The sequence below is a fragment of the Puia sp. genome (assembly GCF_036500295.1).
Classification (GTDB): domain Bacteria; phylum Bacteroidota; class Bacteroidia; order Chitinophagales; family Chitinophagaceae; genus Puia.
The window spans coordinates 81,907-99,028 of the sequence record NZ_DASYCH010000117.1 but is presented as its reverse complement, the minus strand read 5'-3'; the positions used below and the strand labels follow the sequence as shown (position 1 = coordinate 99,028).

Below are 17,122 nucleotides of genomic sequence, written 5' to 3'. Positions count from 1 at the left end.
TTTTTACTATCCACCGGGTCGATCAAAAAGTTTGCGGAACTTATTGCTGGATAAATTAGAATATATAGATTTTATCTTTGTAATTTTACTCTTTAAATCTATCGCATGAAGCTTTTTGTAGCGGGTCTTCCTTACGATTTTGATGATGTCGACCTGAAAGAAATGTTCGAGTTATATGGCACGGTGAATTTTGCGAAGGTGGTCATGGATCGGGAGACTGGGAAGAGCAAAGGCTTCGGGTTTGTAGATATGCCCGACGAAACGGAAGCCAAGGGTGCGATCGAGACACTGGACAACGCCTCTATCCGCGGAAAGAAGATGGCCGTAAAAGAAGCCGATGAACAAAATCGCGGCGGCGGCGGTGGTGGAGATCGCGGCGGTGGCGGCGGTTACCGGGGTGGTGGAGATCGTGGCGGCGGCGGCGGCGGTTATCGCGGCGGCGGCGGCGGCGGTGGTGGATACCGGGGTGGTGGCGATCGCGGCGGCAGTGGCGGCGGTGGTTATCGCGGTGGCGGTGATCGTGGCGGCAGCGGCGGTAGCGGCGGCGGAGATCGCGGCGACCGGGGCGGTGGCGGCGGTTATCGCGGAGGTGGCGATCGCGACAGAAGATATTAAAACGACACAAAAATAAAACGGGGCGCTCAGCGCCCCGTTCTTCATTTTATAACTCTGTACACCGGATATCGCATATGCGCCGGCTCATAATACGGCGAATGCCGGTAGACGAAATTCAACTGTTGCCGGGCATCGCGCGCAAACGCCGGATCGGCTTTTCGCTTCGCCTCCAACTCCTGCTGCAACTGCGGATGATCCTTTAGCCATTGCTCCGCCACATCCTCCCAGCGGTAGGCGCTATATCCCTCCTTCTGCTGTAAAATGGCGTCAAAGAAATTCCACGCAAAATAGGAGTCCTCGCCTGTAGGCTCCAGCATCTCCACCAGAAAACGTCGTGCCGGCTGATCGGTCGGGATCACATAATCTCCTTTCAGCAGGTGCATTTCCTCGCGGGAAGCCGTCACCTTGATCGCCGTATTCTTATGATGCTTCTCGTAAGCCCGCGGCGAGGATTTATAATCGGCGATATGATAGACTTCCACCGGTACCGTTGTATCCTGACCGATCCGCCGCATTTTCACCCCATTCAGCCGAAGCAGATCGACGACGTCATGCCAGCCCTGCGGGATCAGGTAGGCGGAAGGAACCGTGGCCGCCGCATCACTCACGAAGAAATCATAGAACCGCACCTTCTTCTCAAAGGGCCGGCTGTGATCATAGTATAGTCTGGGCAGGCCTGTCACCCCGCTGGTCTTTTCAGCGGCGGTATAGCCCCGGAAATTCAGCTCGTCCCAACGGGTGGTATCCACTTTCCAGTCCAGCGAAAGCCGCAGGCTGTCCCGGTCGGCGGCAATATCGTGACTCCGGTTGGCCAGCAGTTGTGCCGCATGGGCCGAAGCCGCGTCGATCATGGTCTCCATCAGCGCGTAGGTGGACTTTACCCGGTCGCTAAATGGTTTCAGCATATGGGTCTCCGGCATGAATGACATCGTATGGAACAACGCCGCATACCCGCTTGAATAGCGGGGCTCGTCATAAAAACCATCCCATCCGCGGTCGGGGTTTCCCTCTTCGAATTCGACATAGGGGGTCATCGGCCAGCCCTTCTTCTCCATCCCGGCAAACAGGATGGGCTGGAAGACGTTGTGCAGAAAGGTCCCGACCTCACCGCCCAGCTTGTTCCACTGGGTCGCGAGCAAGGTCATGGTATACTGATAGTCAGCTCCATCGCTGACATGGTTGTCTATCTGTAAAACGGGGTCCACCCAATGGAAGATCTCGACGAAACTCCGGGCACTCCGGCTGTCGTTCTTGGTAAAATCGCGGTTGAGGTCCAGGTTCTGGGCATTTCCCCGGAAGCCATAGCTCTCCGGTCCATTCTGGTTTACCCGGGAGAAGGATCCGCGGTTGAGGGAGCCGCCGATATTGTAAAGCGGGATTACGGCCAGGGCCACATTATCAGGCAGCCGTAGTTTTTTCGCCACCAGGTCCCGGAGCAGCAGCATGCTTGCATCCACCCCGTCGGGCTCCCCGGGATGAATACCGTTGTTGATGAGAATCACCACTTTATGCTGGCGGTGCCAGGTTGCGGGGTCGGCGGTGCCGTCGTTGGAATAGAGGAGGACGTGGTAGGGATAGCCCGCATCACTCATCCCCACCTCCCGGATCGAGAGCGCGGGGGAGAGCTTATCCAGTTGCTTATAGAAGGCGATACACTCGGCATAGGTGGCGGTTTGTTTTCCGCCCGATCGTTCGAATGGGGTCTGTGGGCCCTGGCCGGTGGCTGGAAAGGGCGCCAGGATTGCCAGCGGTCCCGCCAGTAGCAGGAAGAACGGTAATATTTTTCTCATGCCCGAAAATAAAGAAGCATCCCGATCAGGGATGCTTCTTCCACAAACTATTTTACAAATAAGTACTAATCAGACTACTTTGTAGCGGCGACAGCCGGTTAGGCCTTGACAGCGATGGCGTTCACCTTGCGGGCGAGCTTGCTCTTCAGATTGGCTGCTTTATTCTTGTGAATAGCGCCTTTCTTGGCCAGTTTGTCGATCATAGAGGCAACTTCGGGCAATTTCTCCCCGGCTTCCTTCTGCTCCTTGATCGCCCTCAGGTCACGGATCGCGTTACGTGTGGTTTTACCATAGTAGCGGTTGCGATCCCTGCGCTTTTCGGCCTGCCTTACATCTTTTTTGGTTGCCTTGTGATTTGCCATGAACTCGACATTTTTAGGACGGCAAAGGTAAGCCCCGCTGCCGGATTTGCCAAAAAAAAGGCAATCTTTCTTTGAGCGCCGATTTGCCGTGCCGGGCCAATTCCCTTAAGAATTAGCAAATTATTACTAAAAACCATCAAAATCGTACCCGTTCGCAACTAATTTTGAGCGATATTTGTAGGCCCGTTTTGTGAGACAACGGCTTCAGTCCGTTGCAAATTGGATAACAAAATACGCTCGAAGGAGCATCTTTCTATGAAGGACTTTTCATTTATCACTAACTCTCATCCCAGCTACATCGAGGGTCTCTACCAGGATTATGTGAAGAACCCCGAAACTGTGGACCCGGAATTCAGAAAATTTTTCGAAGGCTTCGATTTCGCCGTAACCCAGGGTAAAGCGGCAGCCGCCAACGGCGCCGCCACCGCGACAAACGGCTCTGCGAATGGCACCGCAACCTCGGCCAATGGCACCTACACTGCGGCAACCGCCAAGCCGGGAACCGCGGGCCAGGCCCTGACCGCCGATGGCGCGGACTGGAAAAAGGAGCTCGGCGCGTATCGTCTCATCCTCGGCTATCGCAATAAAGGTCATCTGCTGGCCAAAACAAACCCCATCCGCCCCCGTAAGGACCGCGGCGCCAATGTCGATCTGCCCTTCTACGGGTTCACCGAAGAAGACCTCGACAAAAGCTTCTTTGCCGGTAACCTTATCGGCCTCGGGACCACCACGCTGCGCAACATCCTGACGCATATCCAGAAAACCTATGCCGGTCATGTAGGCATCGAGTTCAAATATATCAGCGATCAGAAGAAGATCGACTGGATCACCAACGAGATGGAGAAGAAATTTCTCAACCCGCTGCCGCTGGAAAAGAAAAAACGCATTCTCGAAAAGCTGAACCAGGGGGTTATGTTCGAGAAATTCCTTCACACAAAATACATCGGCCAGAAGCGTTTTTCCCTCGAAGGCGGGGAAGCGACCATTGCCGCGCTGGATACGATCATCAACACCGCCGCGGACAACTCCGTACAGGAGGTGGTCATCGGGATGGCTCACCGCGGCCGGCTCAATATCCTGGCCAATATCATGGGTAAAACCTATGAGCAGATCTTCAGTGAATTCGAAGGCACCGCGAAGCCCGACCAGACTATGGGCAGCGGTGACGTGAAATATCATATGGGGTATGGCAGCGTCGTTCAGACCGACACCGACAAGACCGTCTATCTGAAGCTGATGCCCAACCCCTCGCATCTCGAGACCGTCGACCCGGTGGTCGAAGGCTTTGCGCGCGCAAAAGCCGATGTCCTCTACCAGAGCGACTACGATAAGATGCTCCCCATCCTCATCCACGGGGATGCTTCCGTCGCCGGTCAGGGCGTCGTTTACGAAGTATTGCAGATGAGCAATCTCAAGGGCTATTACACGGGCGGAACGATGCACTTCGTCATCAACAACCAGATCGGGTTCACCACCGACTTCGATGACGCCCGCAGTTCGGACTACTGTACCTCGCTTGCCGCCGCCATCCAGGCGCCGGTATTCCATGTCAATGGCGACGATGCCGAGGCCGTGGTCAAGTGCGCCGACATCGCCACCCGCTACCGGCAGGAGTTTAATTCCGATGTCTTTATCGACATGGTCTGTTATCGCCGGCATGGCCACAATGAAGGCGACGATCCCAAATTCACCCAGCCCCATCTCTATGCGCTGATCGACCAGCATCCGAATCCCCGGGAGGTCTATACGCAATACCTGATCGATCACGGCGAGTCCGATGCAAAGGATCTGGCAAAAGAAATGGAGAAGAAGTTTTGGGCCGATCTGCAGGAACGGCTCGACGAAGTAAAACAGAACCCGCTTCCTTATAAATACCAGCAGCCGGAGATCGCCTGGCAAAGCCTCCATAAGGCAAAGACCGAGGACTTTGATCAGTCCCCCATCACCGGCATCAGCGAAGCGGACTTCCGTAAGGTCTTCGACGCCATCATGGCCTGGCCCGAATCCTTCAAGCCTCTGCGGAAAGTGGAAAAGCTGTTGCAGGACAAGGTAAAACTCTTCAAGGAAGAAGGCAAGATCGACTGGGCCACCGGGGAACTGCTGGCCTATGGCAGTCTCCTGCTGGAGGGAAAAGACGTTCGCATGAGTGGCCAGGACGTTCAGCGTGGCACCTTCTCTCATCGCCACGCCGTGCTGCGTGACGAGAACACCGACGAATTATACAATCGCCTCAGCCGGCTGGCCGACAAGAAGGGCGAGTTTCGGATCTATAACTCTTTACTCAGCGAATATGCCGTGCTCGGCTTTGAATATGGCTATGCGCTTGCCAACCCCAATGCCCTGGTGCTTTGGGAAGCCCAGTTTGGCGACTTCAGCAATGGCGCCCAGATAATCATCGACCAGTTTATTGCCGCTGCTGAAACAAAATGGCAGCGGATGAACGGCGTGACCCTGCTGCTCCCGCACGGCTATGAAGGACAGGGCCCCGAGCACAGCAGCGCCCGGATGGAACGTTTTCTCCAGCTTTGCGCGGAGAACAATATGGTGGTCACGGATATCACCACCTCCGGCAACCTGTTCCATGCGTTTCGTCGCCAGCTGACCTGGCCGTTCCGCAAACCGCTGATCAACTTCTCGCCAAAGGCCAACCTCCGGCATCCGGGTACGTACTCGGCGATGGCGGAGTTCACCAGCGGCGGCTTTAAAGAGGTGATCGATGATCGCTTTGTAGGGAATGCCCAGGATGTAAAGAAGGTGCTTTTCTGTAGCGGGAAGGTCTATTTTGATCTTGCGGAACGCCAGCTGAAGGACAACCGCAAGGATGTCGCCATCGTGCGGCTCGAGCAGCTCTACCCGCTGCCGGCGCTGCAACTGGAAAACCTGTATAAGAAATACAGCCAGGCGGCTACCTGGTTCTGGGTCCAGGAAGAGCCTCTCAATATGGGCGCTGCTTCCTTCCTCCAGATGAACCTCAAGACCATCAACTATGGGGTCATCAGCCGTCAGCCCAGTGCCGCGACGGCTACGGGCTACTCCAAGGTTCATGCGCAGGAGCAGGCTGAGATCATCGAAACGGCGTTTAGCATATAGGGCCGCAGGCCCTATGGCGAAGGCCAAACATTAGCGCTTCACAAACGATGAACCGCAGGTTCACAGGAAAAAACAAGAACCAGCAATAACTAACCAGCACAATAACTAGTATAATAACCAGCAAAATGATTGATATAAAAGTTCCGGCAGTAGGCGAATCCATCAGCGAAGTAACTCTGGTAAAATGGCTCAAAAAGGAAGGTCAGTATGTTGAACGTGACGAGGTAATAGCGGAGCTGGAAAGCGAAAAAGCAACATTCGAGGTCAACGCAGAAAAGGCCGGCACCCTCAAAACCGTGGGCAAGGAAGGCGACACCCTGAAGATCGGCGACGTCGTCGCGCAGATCGACGAAACGGCAGCCCGCCCCGAAGGCGCGCCTGCCGCCGCACAGCCCGAAGCCAAACCGGCCCAGGCGAACAAGAGCGCTGCCGCTCAACCTGCCGTTGCCCAGGCGCCTGTAACGGGCGTATCCAACGATATCAAGGCAACCCCCGTCGCCGCCGCCATCATCACCGATAAAAAAGTGGATGCCGGTTCCATCAGACCTACGGGCACAGGCGGGAAGATCGTAAAGAATGACGTCCTCGAAGCCCTGGCCCATCCGGGCCGTGCCATCGGCAAAGAACTATTCACCCGCGCCGATCGCCGCGAGAAGATGAGCAATCTTCGCAAGACCATCTCCCGCCGCCTCGTCGAAGCCAAGAACACCACGGCCATGCTCACCACTTTTAACGAGGTGGATATGAGCGCCGTCATGGCCCTGAGGGCGAAATATAAAGACAAGTTTAAAGAGAAGCACGGCGTCAACCTTGGCTTCATGAGCTTTTTCACAAAAGCCACCTGCTATGCTTTGCAGGAATGGCCTTCCGTCAATGCCTATATCGACGGCGACGAACTCGTCTATCATGACTATTGCGACATCTCCATCGCCGTGTCCGCACCGAAAGGCCTCGTCGTTCCGATCATCCGTAACGCCGAGAGTCTCAGCATGGCCGAGATCGAAAAAAAGGTTGTCGAACTCGCCACAAAGGCCCGCGATAACAAACTTTCGATGGAAGAGATGCAGGGCGGCACCTTTACGATCACCAATGGTGGGGTCTTCGGCAGCCTGATGTCCACGCCCATCATCAACATTCCCCAATCGGCCATCCTCGGGATGCATAAGATCGAAGAACGCGCCGTTGTCGTCGGTGGACAGATCGTCGTCCGCCCTATGATGTACCTGGCCGTCAGTTACGACCACCGCATCATCGACGGCCGCGAGTCCGTGAGCTTCCTGGTCCGGGTAAAAGAACTCCTGGAGAATCCCGATCAGTTGCTGTTCGGCAAAGATCCGGTGAAGGCATTGCTGGAACTGTAATCGTCCGTCGGCTGATCTTTACCGCTTTGTCAGATGTCCGTTGTTAGTACTTCTATAAGTTGGCGTCAATAAGTGGCGCAAGCCTGGTCCTACAACCAATGGCCACATTTTTTGGTTACATTTACTAAAACAACGGTCATGCCGACTTCAAGGATACCATATACCTTCCCGGTGCGCACTGTCCGGGAAGCAAAAGCGGTCATCGAACCTGAATTTCAGCCCAACCTGTTCGATGAACAGGAGCTCTATGTCAACCTGGATGAGATTCGTGACAGGTCTTATTTAGACAAGCTTTACTTCGCGCTTGGATACGATCGGGAAACCGAATCGTTCGAATCACCCGCCGGATGTGTAAAGATCATCTTTTCAGGTCATCGGGGTTGCGGTAAATCCACGGAATTACGACGCATCTACAGTACTCTCAATGCCCCTGGCCGATATTTTACAGTTTTTATCGATCTCGAGCAGGAGGTAGAAGTAGGCTCCTTTCAGTATGCCGATTTTTTCAGCTTGCTGATCCATAAATTAATTGAAGGGACTGCTCGCAACAAGGTAAAGGGAGGAGCTGGACGATTACAGGCATTGGCGGAAAAATTATTGGGTGAGAAGACCGAAAAGACACGTTCAAAGAAAAAGAAACGAAGTACGGAAGTGGAAGCCGGAGCAGAGGGAGGTTTCAAATTATTCGGCTTTGGCGGCAAAGCATCGTTCAAAGAGGTCTTTAGCGGAGAAAATGAGATATCCACCACCGTGCGCCAGGAAATAAAGCAAAATACGTTGCAATTGATCAATGAGTTGAACGTGGAAATGGGTGACACGCGGCTGAATATTCAGGAGAGCGGACAGGGAGAGGATATTTTGTTCATTATTGACGGATCGGAAAAGATCCAGTCCGACGTATATGAGGAACTTTTTATAAAAAAAGCGAACATTCTGTCCGAACTGGACATTAATATGCTGATGGCTGTGCCCATCTCTTCGTACTACCAGATCGAAAAGGCGCCCAATAACTTCTCTACCCTGTACACAGTGCCGATGATAAAGCTCGAAAAGAATGATCTTGCATTGGAATTGATGAAAAAGATCATCGGCAAGAGAATAGAAATTCCTTTATTTATCGAAGGCGATGCTATGAATACCTGCATAGAGTATTCCGGAGGTTGTATCCGGCAACTTTTCCAGGTGGTACACACTTCTTTGATCAGTTCGTTGGGCAAGAAGATCGAAATGACGCATGTTAAAGAAGCCATCTACGAACGTGGGAAGTACCTGTGGGAATATCTCGACAATGAACACATGAAGGTTTTGAGCGAAGAGAATTACCGTCCGGCCGAAAGAAAGGTGGGCGAATTGTTATATATTCTTATTCTACTAAAATACAATGGGAAGATCAAGGTCAATCCCTTATTGGCCTCCTATCCCGACTTTTTGGAATGGAAGAGCAAGGACAAATAGGTGAGAAGGAAAAGAAGCTTCGGAATGAAATGCTTTTTTCCCTCAGCGAGAGGGATAGGGGAACGCTTGCCATCGTCGTAACATCCAACGAATGGAAGAGAAAGCAGCTTCACCGTTTCCTGGGAGACCACCTCAACGAATATTCTTTTTTCGACCTCGATCTTACCGCACATTCCTACACTTCATTATACCGGGCTCTGCAGGAGTTGCTGCCGGAGTCGATCCGCGGTTCGCAACCCGTGCAGTACCTGGTCAGTGTTACCGGCCTCGAAAGCAGCCTCTATAAGACAGAGGACGGCCGCATCGAATTTTCGTCGCTTGTTGCTCAATTGAATTTCGAGCGAGAGCTGATCTTCAATCAGCCCTATATTATCCTCTTATGGATCAGTGAAGGCTTCGACCGGGAACTCCAACGCAAGGCTCCCGATCTGATGCATTGGATGTCCAAGCGCTTTGTTTTCCAGGACGATAACCCGGATGGGTTGACGGTTGCCGAGGAGGCCATTGCTTATGGATCGCTAAGAAAAAGAGGAAAGATCAAGGAGCGACTCGATAGAATTGCTCAATTGGAGGAGACCTGGGAACGATTATGCCTCTATAATGAGGACAAGGCCAGGCTTATCCGGGATAAGATCAACCTGCTGTTGTTATTAGGCAAGGAGTATGGCGCGGCGTTCGACCTTGAAAAGGCCGAGGAGGCACTTAAGAAAGCCATAGCTCTTGACGCCAGGGTGGACGCCGGTTTTGGGGGGCGGCTATTCTTTGAATTAGGAAGAGTTAATTATCATTTTGCCAGATATGAACCAGCATTACAATACTTTCTGAAAAGTTTGGAAGGTTATATCCGGGAAGGGGGAGAGAACCCGGGCAGCATCCATCACATGATCGGTATGGCGTACGCAGGAGTGCAAAAGTGGGATGAAGCAATGAAGAGTTATGGATTGGCGTTGGAATCGAAAATAAATAGTAGGATGGATTATGAGTTGGCGAGCACCTATCATGAAATGGGAATTGCATACGCGGCCCAACAAAAATGGAACGAGGCATTGGAAAGCTACCGCCTGGCTCTTGAGTGGAAGAAAAAGACGGGAGGAGAAGCCGGGTTGGCGTCTACCTATCATCAGATAGGATTGGCATATGCAAGTCAAATGAAATGGAATGAAGCTTTGGAAAATTACCGTCAGGCTCAGAATTGGAAAAGAGCCGGCGACGAGTATGATCTGGGCGAGACGTATCATCAGGTAGGTGTGGTGTATGAAGAACAAAGGAAATGGGATGAAGCCCTGGAAAATTATGAAAAGGCATTGAGTTGGCATGGAAAAACAGGCAATGAGTATGCCTTTGGGGTCACCTATCATCAAATCGGCAGTGTATTTGAAGGGCAAGGGGCGTATGAAAAGGCGCTCGACTGTTACACAACAGCCGTGGAGAACCTGTCCCGATTTAACCATCCCGACCTGCCTGTTGCTCAGTCATCCCTTAGCCGCATCCGGCAAAAGCTCGATGAATCCCGATCTCCTCAAGACCAGCCAACTCCATGAAATTCGATAACCAGCTCCGCATTGCGGCCGACATCATCGATACCTATAAGGGCGAGGCCCCGTTGCATGCCTGGCTGAAGGACTTTTTCCGCGTCAATAAGCAAATGGGTTCGCGGGATCGCAAACAGCTTTCCACGCTGGTCTACGGCTTCTACCGCCTGGGGCACGCCGCCAATCATTTGTCTGTTAAGGATCGCATCCTCACCGGTCTTTTTCTTTGTACCGACCAGCCGGGGGAGTTCCTGGGATATTTCAACGCCGGCTACAACGAGAACATCGCAAAGCCGCTTGCCGAAAAACTCGCAGCCACGGATATCGAGCCCGCGAATATCTTCCCCTGGAGGGACGAGCTTTCTTCCGCCATCGACCATGAGGCGTTTTGCCTTTCCTTCCTTCGTCAACCCGATCTCTTCCTTCGCATCCGCCCCGGCCAGGAGGCGACAGTCCGCGAAAAACTCGGTGACGCTGCCGGATTCATCCCGCCGGCAACCGTCCGCCTCGCCAATGGGTTCAAAGTCGAAGACCATTTCACGCCCGACAGGGAGATCGTCGTTCAGGACTACAGCTCGCAACGCGTCGCGGAGTTTTTGCGACCGTCAGCGGCCGCGGCCCACGGCCCTGCAACCGCTGCTTCCGCAGCGGACCCGGGCTCCGAACCCCCGCACAGCTTCTGGGACGCCTGTGCGGCCAGCGGGGGCAAGTCCATCCTGGCCCATGACTGCTATCCCGAAATGGATATCACGGTCTCCGATATCCGCGAATCCATCCTGGTTAATCTCCGCGCCCGTTTTCAGGCGGCGGGAATAAAAAAATACCAAAGCTTTCTCGCCGATCTGTCCCGGGATGATATCGTCAACCTCCCGGTCGTCCATCTCGTACTTGCCGACGTCCCCTGCACCGGCAGCGGCACCTGGGGCCGCACGCCCGAAGACCTTTTCTTTTTTGATCCTAAGAAGATAGGCCGTTATCAGACCATGCAAAGAAAGATCCTCGCGAACATCGCCACGCATCTCGCCCCGGGCGCCACGCTCGTCTATTGCACCTGCTCTGTCTTTAAAAAGGAAAATGAAGAAATGGCCGCGTTTCTGCGCGACAGCTTCAACTTGCAACCTGAAAAGATGGAAAATCTGACCGGCTATCCGCAGCATGCCGACACCCTCTTCGCGGCGCGCTTCGCAAAGCCTAATTGTGACTGATCAACTGCATCGTCATCTGGAACCCGATCTTATAACCGCTTTGCGTCCCATCCGGGGTCGGCGGTTGATATTCCCACATCTCGGTATGGCGGTATACCAGGCCCACATGTTTCGCGTAAGTCTCGCTCCAGTAGGTGCGGGAGGCAAAGGATTGCAGATCGAGGATCGGTACATTGATGGAGTCGTTCTCCTGAAGGACCGTTACCGTGCTGTCGAAGCTCTGGCTTCCGACGGTATAGGGTTTGTTCACCGATTGATAGGTATAGTTCCAGCTTCCCAGCGTCAGGTGGGAATCGTCGCTGAAATCGAAGAAATCCTGGTAGGGACCGTAAGGCAGATAGGTGTTGCCTGTCCAGCTGGAGCCCTGGCTTATCGGGAAGGCTAATTTGATGAACCGAAGATTGTCTTCCGTCATTTCGAGTCGCTGCTGCGAAGGCGTGACGGTATAGGTCTCGGTGGGGTACCAGCCGCTGCCCGTCGTATCGCTGAGGTAACGTGTCACGTACCATGCGGTGTTGCCAGCCCCGTCGACAAAACTGCTTTCGACGGAATCCTTGGCCAGATAGGAAGTGACCGTATCCAGCTGCCCGTAATAGTAAAAGTTCAGAGAATCCAGCCGGTAGATGGCAAATTTCCCCGCCTGCAGCGGAAGGAAATAGTCGGCTGGGGCGGATGCGGGAAAATGTACGGTTTTCTTGCAGCTGATCGCGATGATCGCAAGAAAGGATACCGTAAGAAAAACCGGGCGAAGGTTCATGTACCAGTAACGTTCCCGGGGGCAAATTATTGCCCCCTTGCGGGCGTCAATGCGAAAGTCGCCCTCGGGGGCAATGGCTTATAATTGGCCTTCGGCCTGCCGGCTTAGAGCCGGCCCTGGCCCCCTTGCGGGTGTCAATGCGAAAGTCGCCCTCGGGGGCAATGGCTTATGATTGGCCTTCGGCCTGCCGGCTTAGAGCCGGCCCTGACCCGGCGCGGCGGTGCCAGGCCCCTTTTGGATGATCCCCCCGCCGATCACCTCATCCCCCTCATAAAAGACGGCGCTCTGACCCGGGGCGATGCCCTTGGCCTTCCCGAAGAACTCTACCCGGGCGTCATCGCCGTCGGGATAAAGATTGCTGAGGGTTCCCTTGTCCTTATAACGGATCTTGGTCACCGCTTCCATTCCGGGCGTGATCCCTTCGTATTTCATCCAGTTGATCTTCGCCACGAGCATTTCCTGCCGGTCGAGGTCTTCTTCATCGCCAAGGACTACGGTATTGGTGTCCGGCTCGATCGCCGTCACATATACCGGCTTGCCAAAGGCCACATCCAGCCCCTTTCGCTGCCCGATGGTATAAAAAGGATATCCCTTGTGCTTTCCCAGGATATTCCCCTGCTTGTCGACAAAATTGCCACCGGCGACCCGTGCTTCCAGCCCATCGACCCGACGCTTCAAAAAACCACGGTAATCGTTATCCGGGACAAAACAGATCTCATAGCTTTCGGCCTTTTTCGCCAGTTCGGGATAGCCATAATCCAACGCCATCTGCCGGATCTCGGTCTTCCGATACGGTCCAAGCGGCAGCAGCGTCCGGCTTAGCAGGTCCTGCTGGAGTCCCCAAAGCACGTAGCTCTGATCCTTTGTTTCATCGACTCCCCGGGCGATGGTATATCGCCCATTGGTATGCTGGCGGATGATCCCATAGTGTCCGGTGGCGATAAAATCGCAATCCATGGCGTCGGCCCGCTTCAGCAGCGCGCGCCATTTGATGTGGGTGTTGCAGAGCACGCAGGGATTCGGGGTGCGGCCCGCCAGGTATTCGTCCACAAAATTCTCGATCACGGCGCCGCCAAACTCGGGCCGGATATCCAGCACGAAATGCGGGAACCCATGCTGTACCGCGGCCATCCGTGCATCGTTAAAACTATCCAGGTTACAACATCCTGTCTCTTTCTTCGAAGCCCCCGCACTGGCATAATCCCAGGTCTTCATGGTGATGCCCACCACTTCATAACCCTGATCGTGCAACATCAACGCCGTGACGGTACTGTCAATACCGCCGCTCATCGCTACCAATACCTTCCCTTTACTGCTCATAAATTTGCGCTTATTACAAACGGCAAATTTACGCCACTCCCGGTCATTTGCAAAACTCCTTCAGCACCCGCGTCTCCCCATCCTGCACGGCTACTTCCTTCCAGGCCTTGGCATTATCTATATATACCACGTAAACAACGCTTTGTGCTTCATGCAGCTCCTTTACCCAGCCGATGTTAAAATCATACCAGGTACTTCTGACCAGCCGCCGTACGGCTTCCGGCATGTTCTTTTCGCCGTAGGTGAGGATGCTGAAGAGCCAGTTCCCTTTCTTGTCATACCGATAGCTCGCTTTCACCGGACCATCGGTGAACTCGGCCTCATAACCCACCGATTCCTTATACCATTGCTCATTCTTCTGGTCGCCGGCGCGTTGCAGGAAGTCCCGGGATGCTTTTGTGGCCGCGGACTCCGTGCCCATGGCATGTGTGTTCAATAAAGTGGCATGATCAGACACCTGTGCCTGTACGCCGTGCTGCGCAAGGACAAATGCACCTGCCAGCAATGTTCCGATTAGCTTATTCATGATCTCTGTTTTACGTGTGATCGAATAAAACAAAGCTAATCCGGCATTGGCGGCGGCGCCAGCCAAAACCCGTACTTGGCAGTAATTGAAGTTGATCACCCGATCCGGGTGAGTAGTTGGAGTTGAACAACCCTATTACGCCGGTTAGGTCCGGTTGGGTTGTAATTTCTTTAACAATCCCTCCTTCCGGCTGCGAGAGACATTGATCGACGAGCCGTCAGACATTACGAGATACCCGCCCTCGCCCTTTATGTATTTACAAACTTCGTTGAGGTTCACAAGATTGGAATGATGTACACGCAGGAAGTGATAGTCTTCCAGCAGTTCTTCGATCTCTTTCAGCGTCCTCGACACCACTACCTTCTGGTGGTCTTTCAACGTCAGGATCGTATAGTTGCTGTCCGACACACAATGAACGATATGATCCACCGCCACCATCTGCAATCCCTCCATCGTCGGGATCGCGATCTTTGTAAAAAGGCTGGAAGGATTCTGCAGTCGCTGGAAGAGCAGATCGATCTGCTGCGGCAACGGCGCCTGCAAACGCCGCTCCACTTTTTGGATCGACAGCTGAAGCTCTTCGCGGTCGATGGGTTTTAAAAGATAATCCAGCGCGCTGAAGCGGATCGCCTTTATCGCATATTGATCATAGCTTGTCGTGAAGATCAGCTCGAAATTCAGGCTCTTGATCTTTTCCAGCAGTTCGAACCCATTCATCCGGGGCATCTCGATGTCGAGGAATAGCAGCTGGGGGTTTTGCTCCCTGATCTGTTCGAGGGCCTGCGCTCCCGAATGGTACACGCCCGCGACTTCCACCTGTGGGCAGTAGCGATCCAGCAGGATCGACAGGGCCTCGCAGCAATAGGGTTCGTCATCGACAATGATTGCCTTGATCATAGATCGGAATTTTATTTGATGGCTTCCTCCGGCTCACCGGCGGGTTGATTGATCTTTATCGTCAGGGTAACCTGTGTGCCGACAGGGGATCCCTTTTCATCATACAGGTCTTCGATCCGGAAGAACGGCTGTGATCCGCCGGGGCCATTCAGCAATGCCATCCGCTCGGCCGTTATTTGCAGTCCCATCGACTTATGTTTCTCTGCGGACTTGCTCTTCAACATCCCCGCATGCTTCCGGCCGATGCCATTATCCTGCACGATACAGGTAAGCACGTCACCGTTCACCCGTAGCCGGACCGTCAGCGACCCATGTTCTTCCTTATGCATCAGCCCATGCCAGACGGCATTTTCGGCAAAGGGTTGGATCAGCAGGGGCGGGATCCGCACGTCTTCGGTGTCCAGGTTCTCCTCCACATCGATGCGATAGTCGAAGGCATCTTTGAACCGGAGGCACTCCATTTCCAGGTAAAGCTGCAACATCTCGATCTCCTCCGCGAGGCTGATCATGCTGTGACGCGAGTGGTTCATGATCATTCGCATCAGCCGCGAGAATTTCGTCAGGTAATCCGACGCCGCCTCGGTCTCATGGCCGAGGATAAACCGGTTGATCGCATTGAGACAATTGAAGATGAAGTGTGGATTCATCTGCGACCGGAGTGCCTGAACTTCGAGTTCCTTGGCCCGCTGTTGCAGGGCGGCCTTTGCCCGTTCTCCCTCCAGCCGTTCGATCTCCAGCTCATCCTCCGCCCGCTTGCGGCGATGCGCCTCATTCCGGCGTTTCAACCTGACGATCCAGACATATACCCCGCCGAGCAGGAGGATCACGAGGATACCTGCGAGCAATAAATTCTTTGTCAGCATCTCCTCCCGCAAACAGACCTCCTGCAGTTGTTTTTCCTTATTCAGCAGCTGGATCTGCTGCTCGTAACCAAAAGAAGCGAATTCGCCCTTTGTCCAGTCGCTGAGCACACTGTCCTTCAGTACGATATACCGCCGGTAATAGGCATACGCACTGTCTGTGCGGTGCTGCCGGTCAAACAACAGGTAAAGCTGCCTGCAGGCATCGCGGGTGTTCTGCCGGGCCTTTGTCCATACCGACAGCTGCAACCCTTCCCGGGCATATCGAAAAGCCGTTGTATCCCGGCCCAATCCATAATAGGCTTTTGCGATGTCCTGCAGACAGCGCATGATCTGGTTGTTATCGTTCAGCTGCCGCTGATAGTCAAGACTTTTCAGCAGGTAGGGGAGGGCGGTGGCATATTCCTCCCGATAGAGATAATATTCGCCCTTGGTCGCCAGGAAGGTTCGCATCATCGACGCCGGAAGTTGCGCACTGTCGAACCGGTTGAAATAGTACAATGCGCTATCATATTTTTGTTCCCGCGTCAGCAGCTGGATATAAACCGACAGATCCCAAAGATCACCCTGTTCCGGTTTCATGTCTCCATAGCCCAGCTGGAAATACCGCGTGGCTTCCTTGAAATTCTCTATCTGTACGAACATCCCCGCCAGCGTCAGGTATTGGCTCCGCGCCAGATCATATAATGTATCGGCCTCCGACATCTGCGCACATTGCCGGAGCACCGTAAACGCTTTTTCATAGTCGCCGCTTTCCCGGTAAGCCTCACCCGTCATCGACAGCATATAGATCTCCTCCACCCGGTTGCCCTGCTTGCGGGCATATTCCCTGGCCAGATCGAAGTGACGGTTGGCCTCCTCAAAATGGCTCTGGGCAAAGAGGGAGAATCCGAGGATATAATGTGCTATCGTTACCCCCCGCTTGTCCTCTGTCTGATCAAACCAGGCCAGCGATTCCCGCCCCAGCTGTTCGCTCCTGGCAAAGTCATTGATCGTCATATTTTCTATAAATGCCTGACAGGCAAGAGATAGGGCGATACCGTGCGCATATCCGATGCTCCTGGAGTCCCGCAGCGCTTCATCGGCATAGCGAGCCAGGGAATCCCCGGGCCAGTGCTTTTTTACCTGCACGATCCTTATTGCCTTCTCCAGCAGGCTGTCGACATGACGGCGCGTTTCTTCCGGCGAGCCGGTCGCCCATGACCGATCCACCCCGGCAAGCAATGAAAGCAGTAATATGAACCCGATCGTTCTCATGTATAGGGGTGCTCCCTACTTAAAGTTAGCCAAACCCCGGCATTCCGGGCCTACCGCTCCTCCGGATTGAGCCGTTGGCGGCCCGGCGCCGCCGG

The 17,122-nt window shown here is 53.8% G+C and carries 13 protein-coding genes; 6 read left to right on the top strand and 7 right to left on the bottom strand.

The window, feature by feature from the left end:
* Positions 1–105 precede the first annotated feature (105 nt).
* Positions 106–615, top strand: coding sequence for a hypothetical protein (locus tag VGM48_RS21925; RefSeq protein ID WP_331582586.1), 510 nt, complete (start codon positions 106–108; stop codon positions 613–615).
* Positions 616–656: 41 nt separating this feature from the next.
* Here VGM48_RS21925 and VGM48_RS21920 read toward each other — a convergent pair whose 3' ends face one another.
* Both VGM48_RS21920 and rpsT read right to left on the bottom strand, forming a co-directional pair.
* Positions 657–2,405 carry a M14 family zinc carboxypeptidase gene (locus tag VGM48_RS21920; RefSeq protein WP_331582585.1) on the bottom strand — a complete coding sequence of 583 codons (1,749 nt, stop codon included), beginning with the start codon at positions 2,403–2,405 and terminating at the stop codon, positions 657–659.
* Positions 2,406–2,503: 98 nt separating this feature from the next.
* On the bottom strand, positions 2,504–2,767 hold the full coding sequence (rpsT, locus tag VGM48_RS21915; protein ID WP_331582584.1) for a 30S ribosomal protein S20: 264 nt from the start codon (positions 2,765–2,767) through the stop codon (positions 2,504–2,506).
* A gap of 255 nt (positions 2,768–3,022) precedes the next feature.
* Here rpsT and VGM48_RS21910 point away from each other — a divergent pair, with 255 nt between their 5' ends.
* The 5 genes from VGM48_RS21910 (at position 3,023) to VGM48_RS21890 (ending at position 11,410) form a co-directional block, all read left to right on the top strand.
* Positions 3,023–5,857, top strand: a complete 2,835-nt coding sequence (locus VGM48_RS21910) for a 2-oxoglutarate dehydrogenase E1 component (RefSeq protein ID WP_331582583.1) — start codon at positions 3,023–3,025, stop codon at positions 5,855–5,857.
* Positions 5,858–5,982: 125 nt separating this feature from the next.
* On the top strand, positions 5,983–7,218 hold the full coding sequence (gene odhB, locus VGM48_RS21905; protein WP_331582582.1) for a 2-oxoglutarate dehydrogenase complex dihydrolipoyllysine-residue succinyltransferase: 1,236 nt from the start codon (positions 5,983–5,985) through the stop codon (positions 7,216–7,218).
* 138 nt (positions 7,219–7,356) lie between these two features.
* Positions 7,357–8,673: a hypothetical protein gene (locus tag VGM48_RS21900; RefSeq protein WP_331582581.1), complete on the top strand. Its 1,317-nt coding sequence runs from the start codon at positions 7,357–7,359 to the stop codon at positions 8,671–8,673.
* Positions 8,652–10,214, top strand: coding sequence for a tetratricopeptide repeat protein (locus VGM48_RS21895; protein WP_331582580.1), 1,563 nt, complete (start codon positions 8,652–8,654; stop codon positions 10,212–10,214). The genes VGM48_RS21900 and VGM48_RS21895 overlap by 22 nt, the downstream gene beginning before the upstream one ends.
* The gene (locus tag VGM48_RS21890) at positions 10,211–11,410 is read left to right on the top strand and encodes an Fmu (Sun) domain-containing protein (RefSeq protein ID WP_331582579.1); all 1,200 of its coding nucleotides are present in this window, start codon (positions 10,211–10,213) and stop codon (positions 11,408–11,410) included. Before VGM48_RS21895 ends, VGM48_RS21890 begins: the two co-directional genes overlap by 4 nt.
* On the opposite strand, the gene VGM48_RS21885 is transcribed toward VGM48_RS21890, so the two are convergent.
* The 5 genes from VGM48_RS21885 to VGM48_RS21865 form a co-directional block, all read right to left on the bottom strand.
* Entirely contained in the window at positions 11,397–12,167 is a 771-nt protein-coding gene (locus VGM48_RS21885; protein ID WP_331582578.1) for a hypothetical protein, read from the bottom strand. The two genes, VGM48_RS21890 and VGM48_RS21885, sit on opposite strands and share 14 nt — an antisense overlap.
* Before the next feature lie 192 nt (positions 12,168–12,359).
* Entirely contained in the window at positions 12,360–13,487 is a 1,128-nt protein-coding gene (gene mnmA / locus VGM48_RS21880) for a tRNA 2-thiouridine(34) synthase MnmA (RefSeq protein ID WP_331582577.1), read from the bottom strand.
* A 43-nt stretch (positions 13,488–13,530) separates the two neighbouring features.
* Positions 13,531–14,013, bottom strand: a complete 483-nt coding sequence (locus tag VGM48_RS21875; RefSeq protein ID WP_331582576.1) for a hypothetical protein — start codon at positions 14,011–14,013, stop codon at positions 13,531–13,533.
* 144 nt (positions 14,014–14,157) lie between these two features.
* Positions 14,158–14,910 (bottom strand): LytTR family DNA-binding domain-containing protein, encoded by a 753-nt coding sequence (locus VGM48_RS21870; RefSeq protein WP_331582575.1) that lies wholly within the window; start codon positions 14,908–14,910, stop codon positions 14,158–14,160.
* Between the two features lie 11 nt (positions 14,911–14,921).
* Complete coding sequence (locus VGM48_RS21865; RefSeq protein ID WP_331582574.1) at positions 14,922–17,027, bottom strand: tetratricopeptide repeat-containing sensor histidine kinase; 2,106 nt, start codon at positions 17,025–17,027, stop codon at positions 14,922–14,924.
* Between the last annotated feature and the right edge of the window lie 95 nt (positions 17,028–17,122).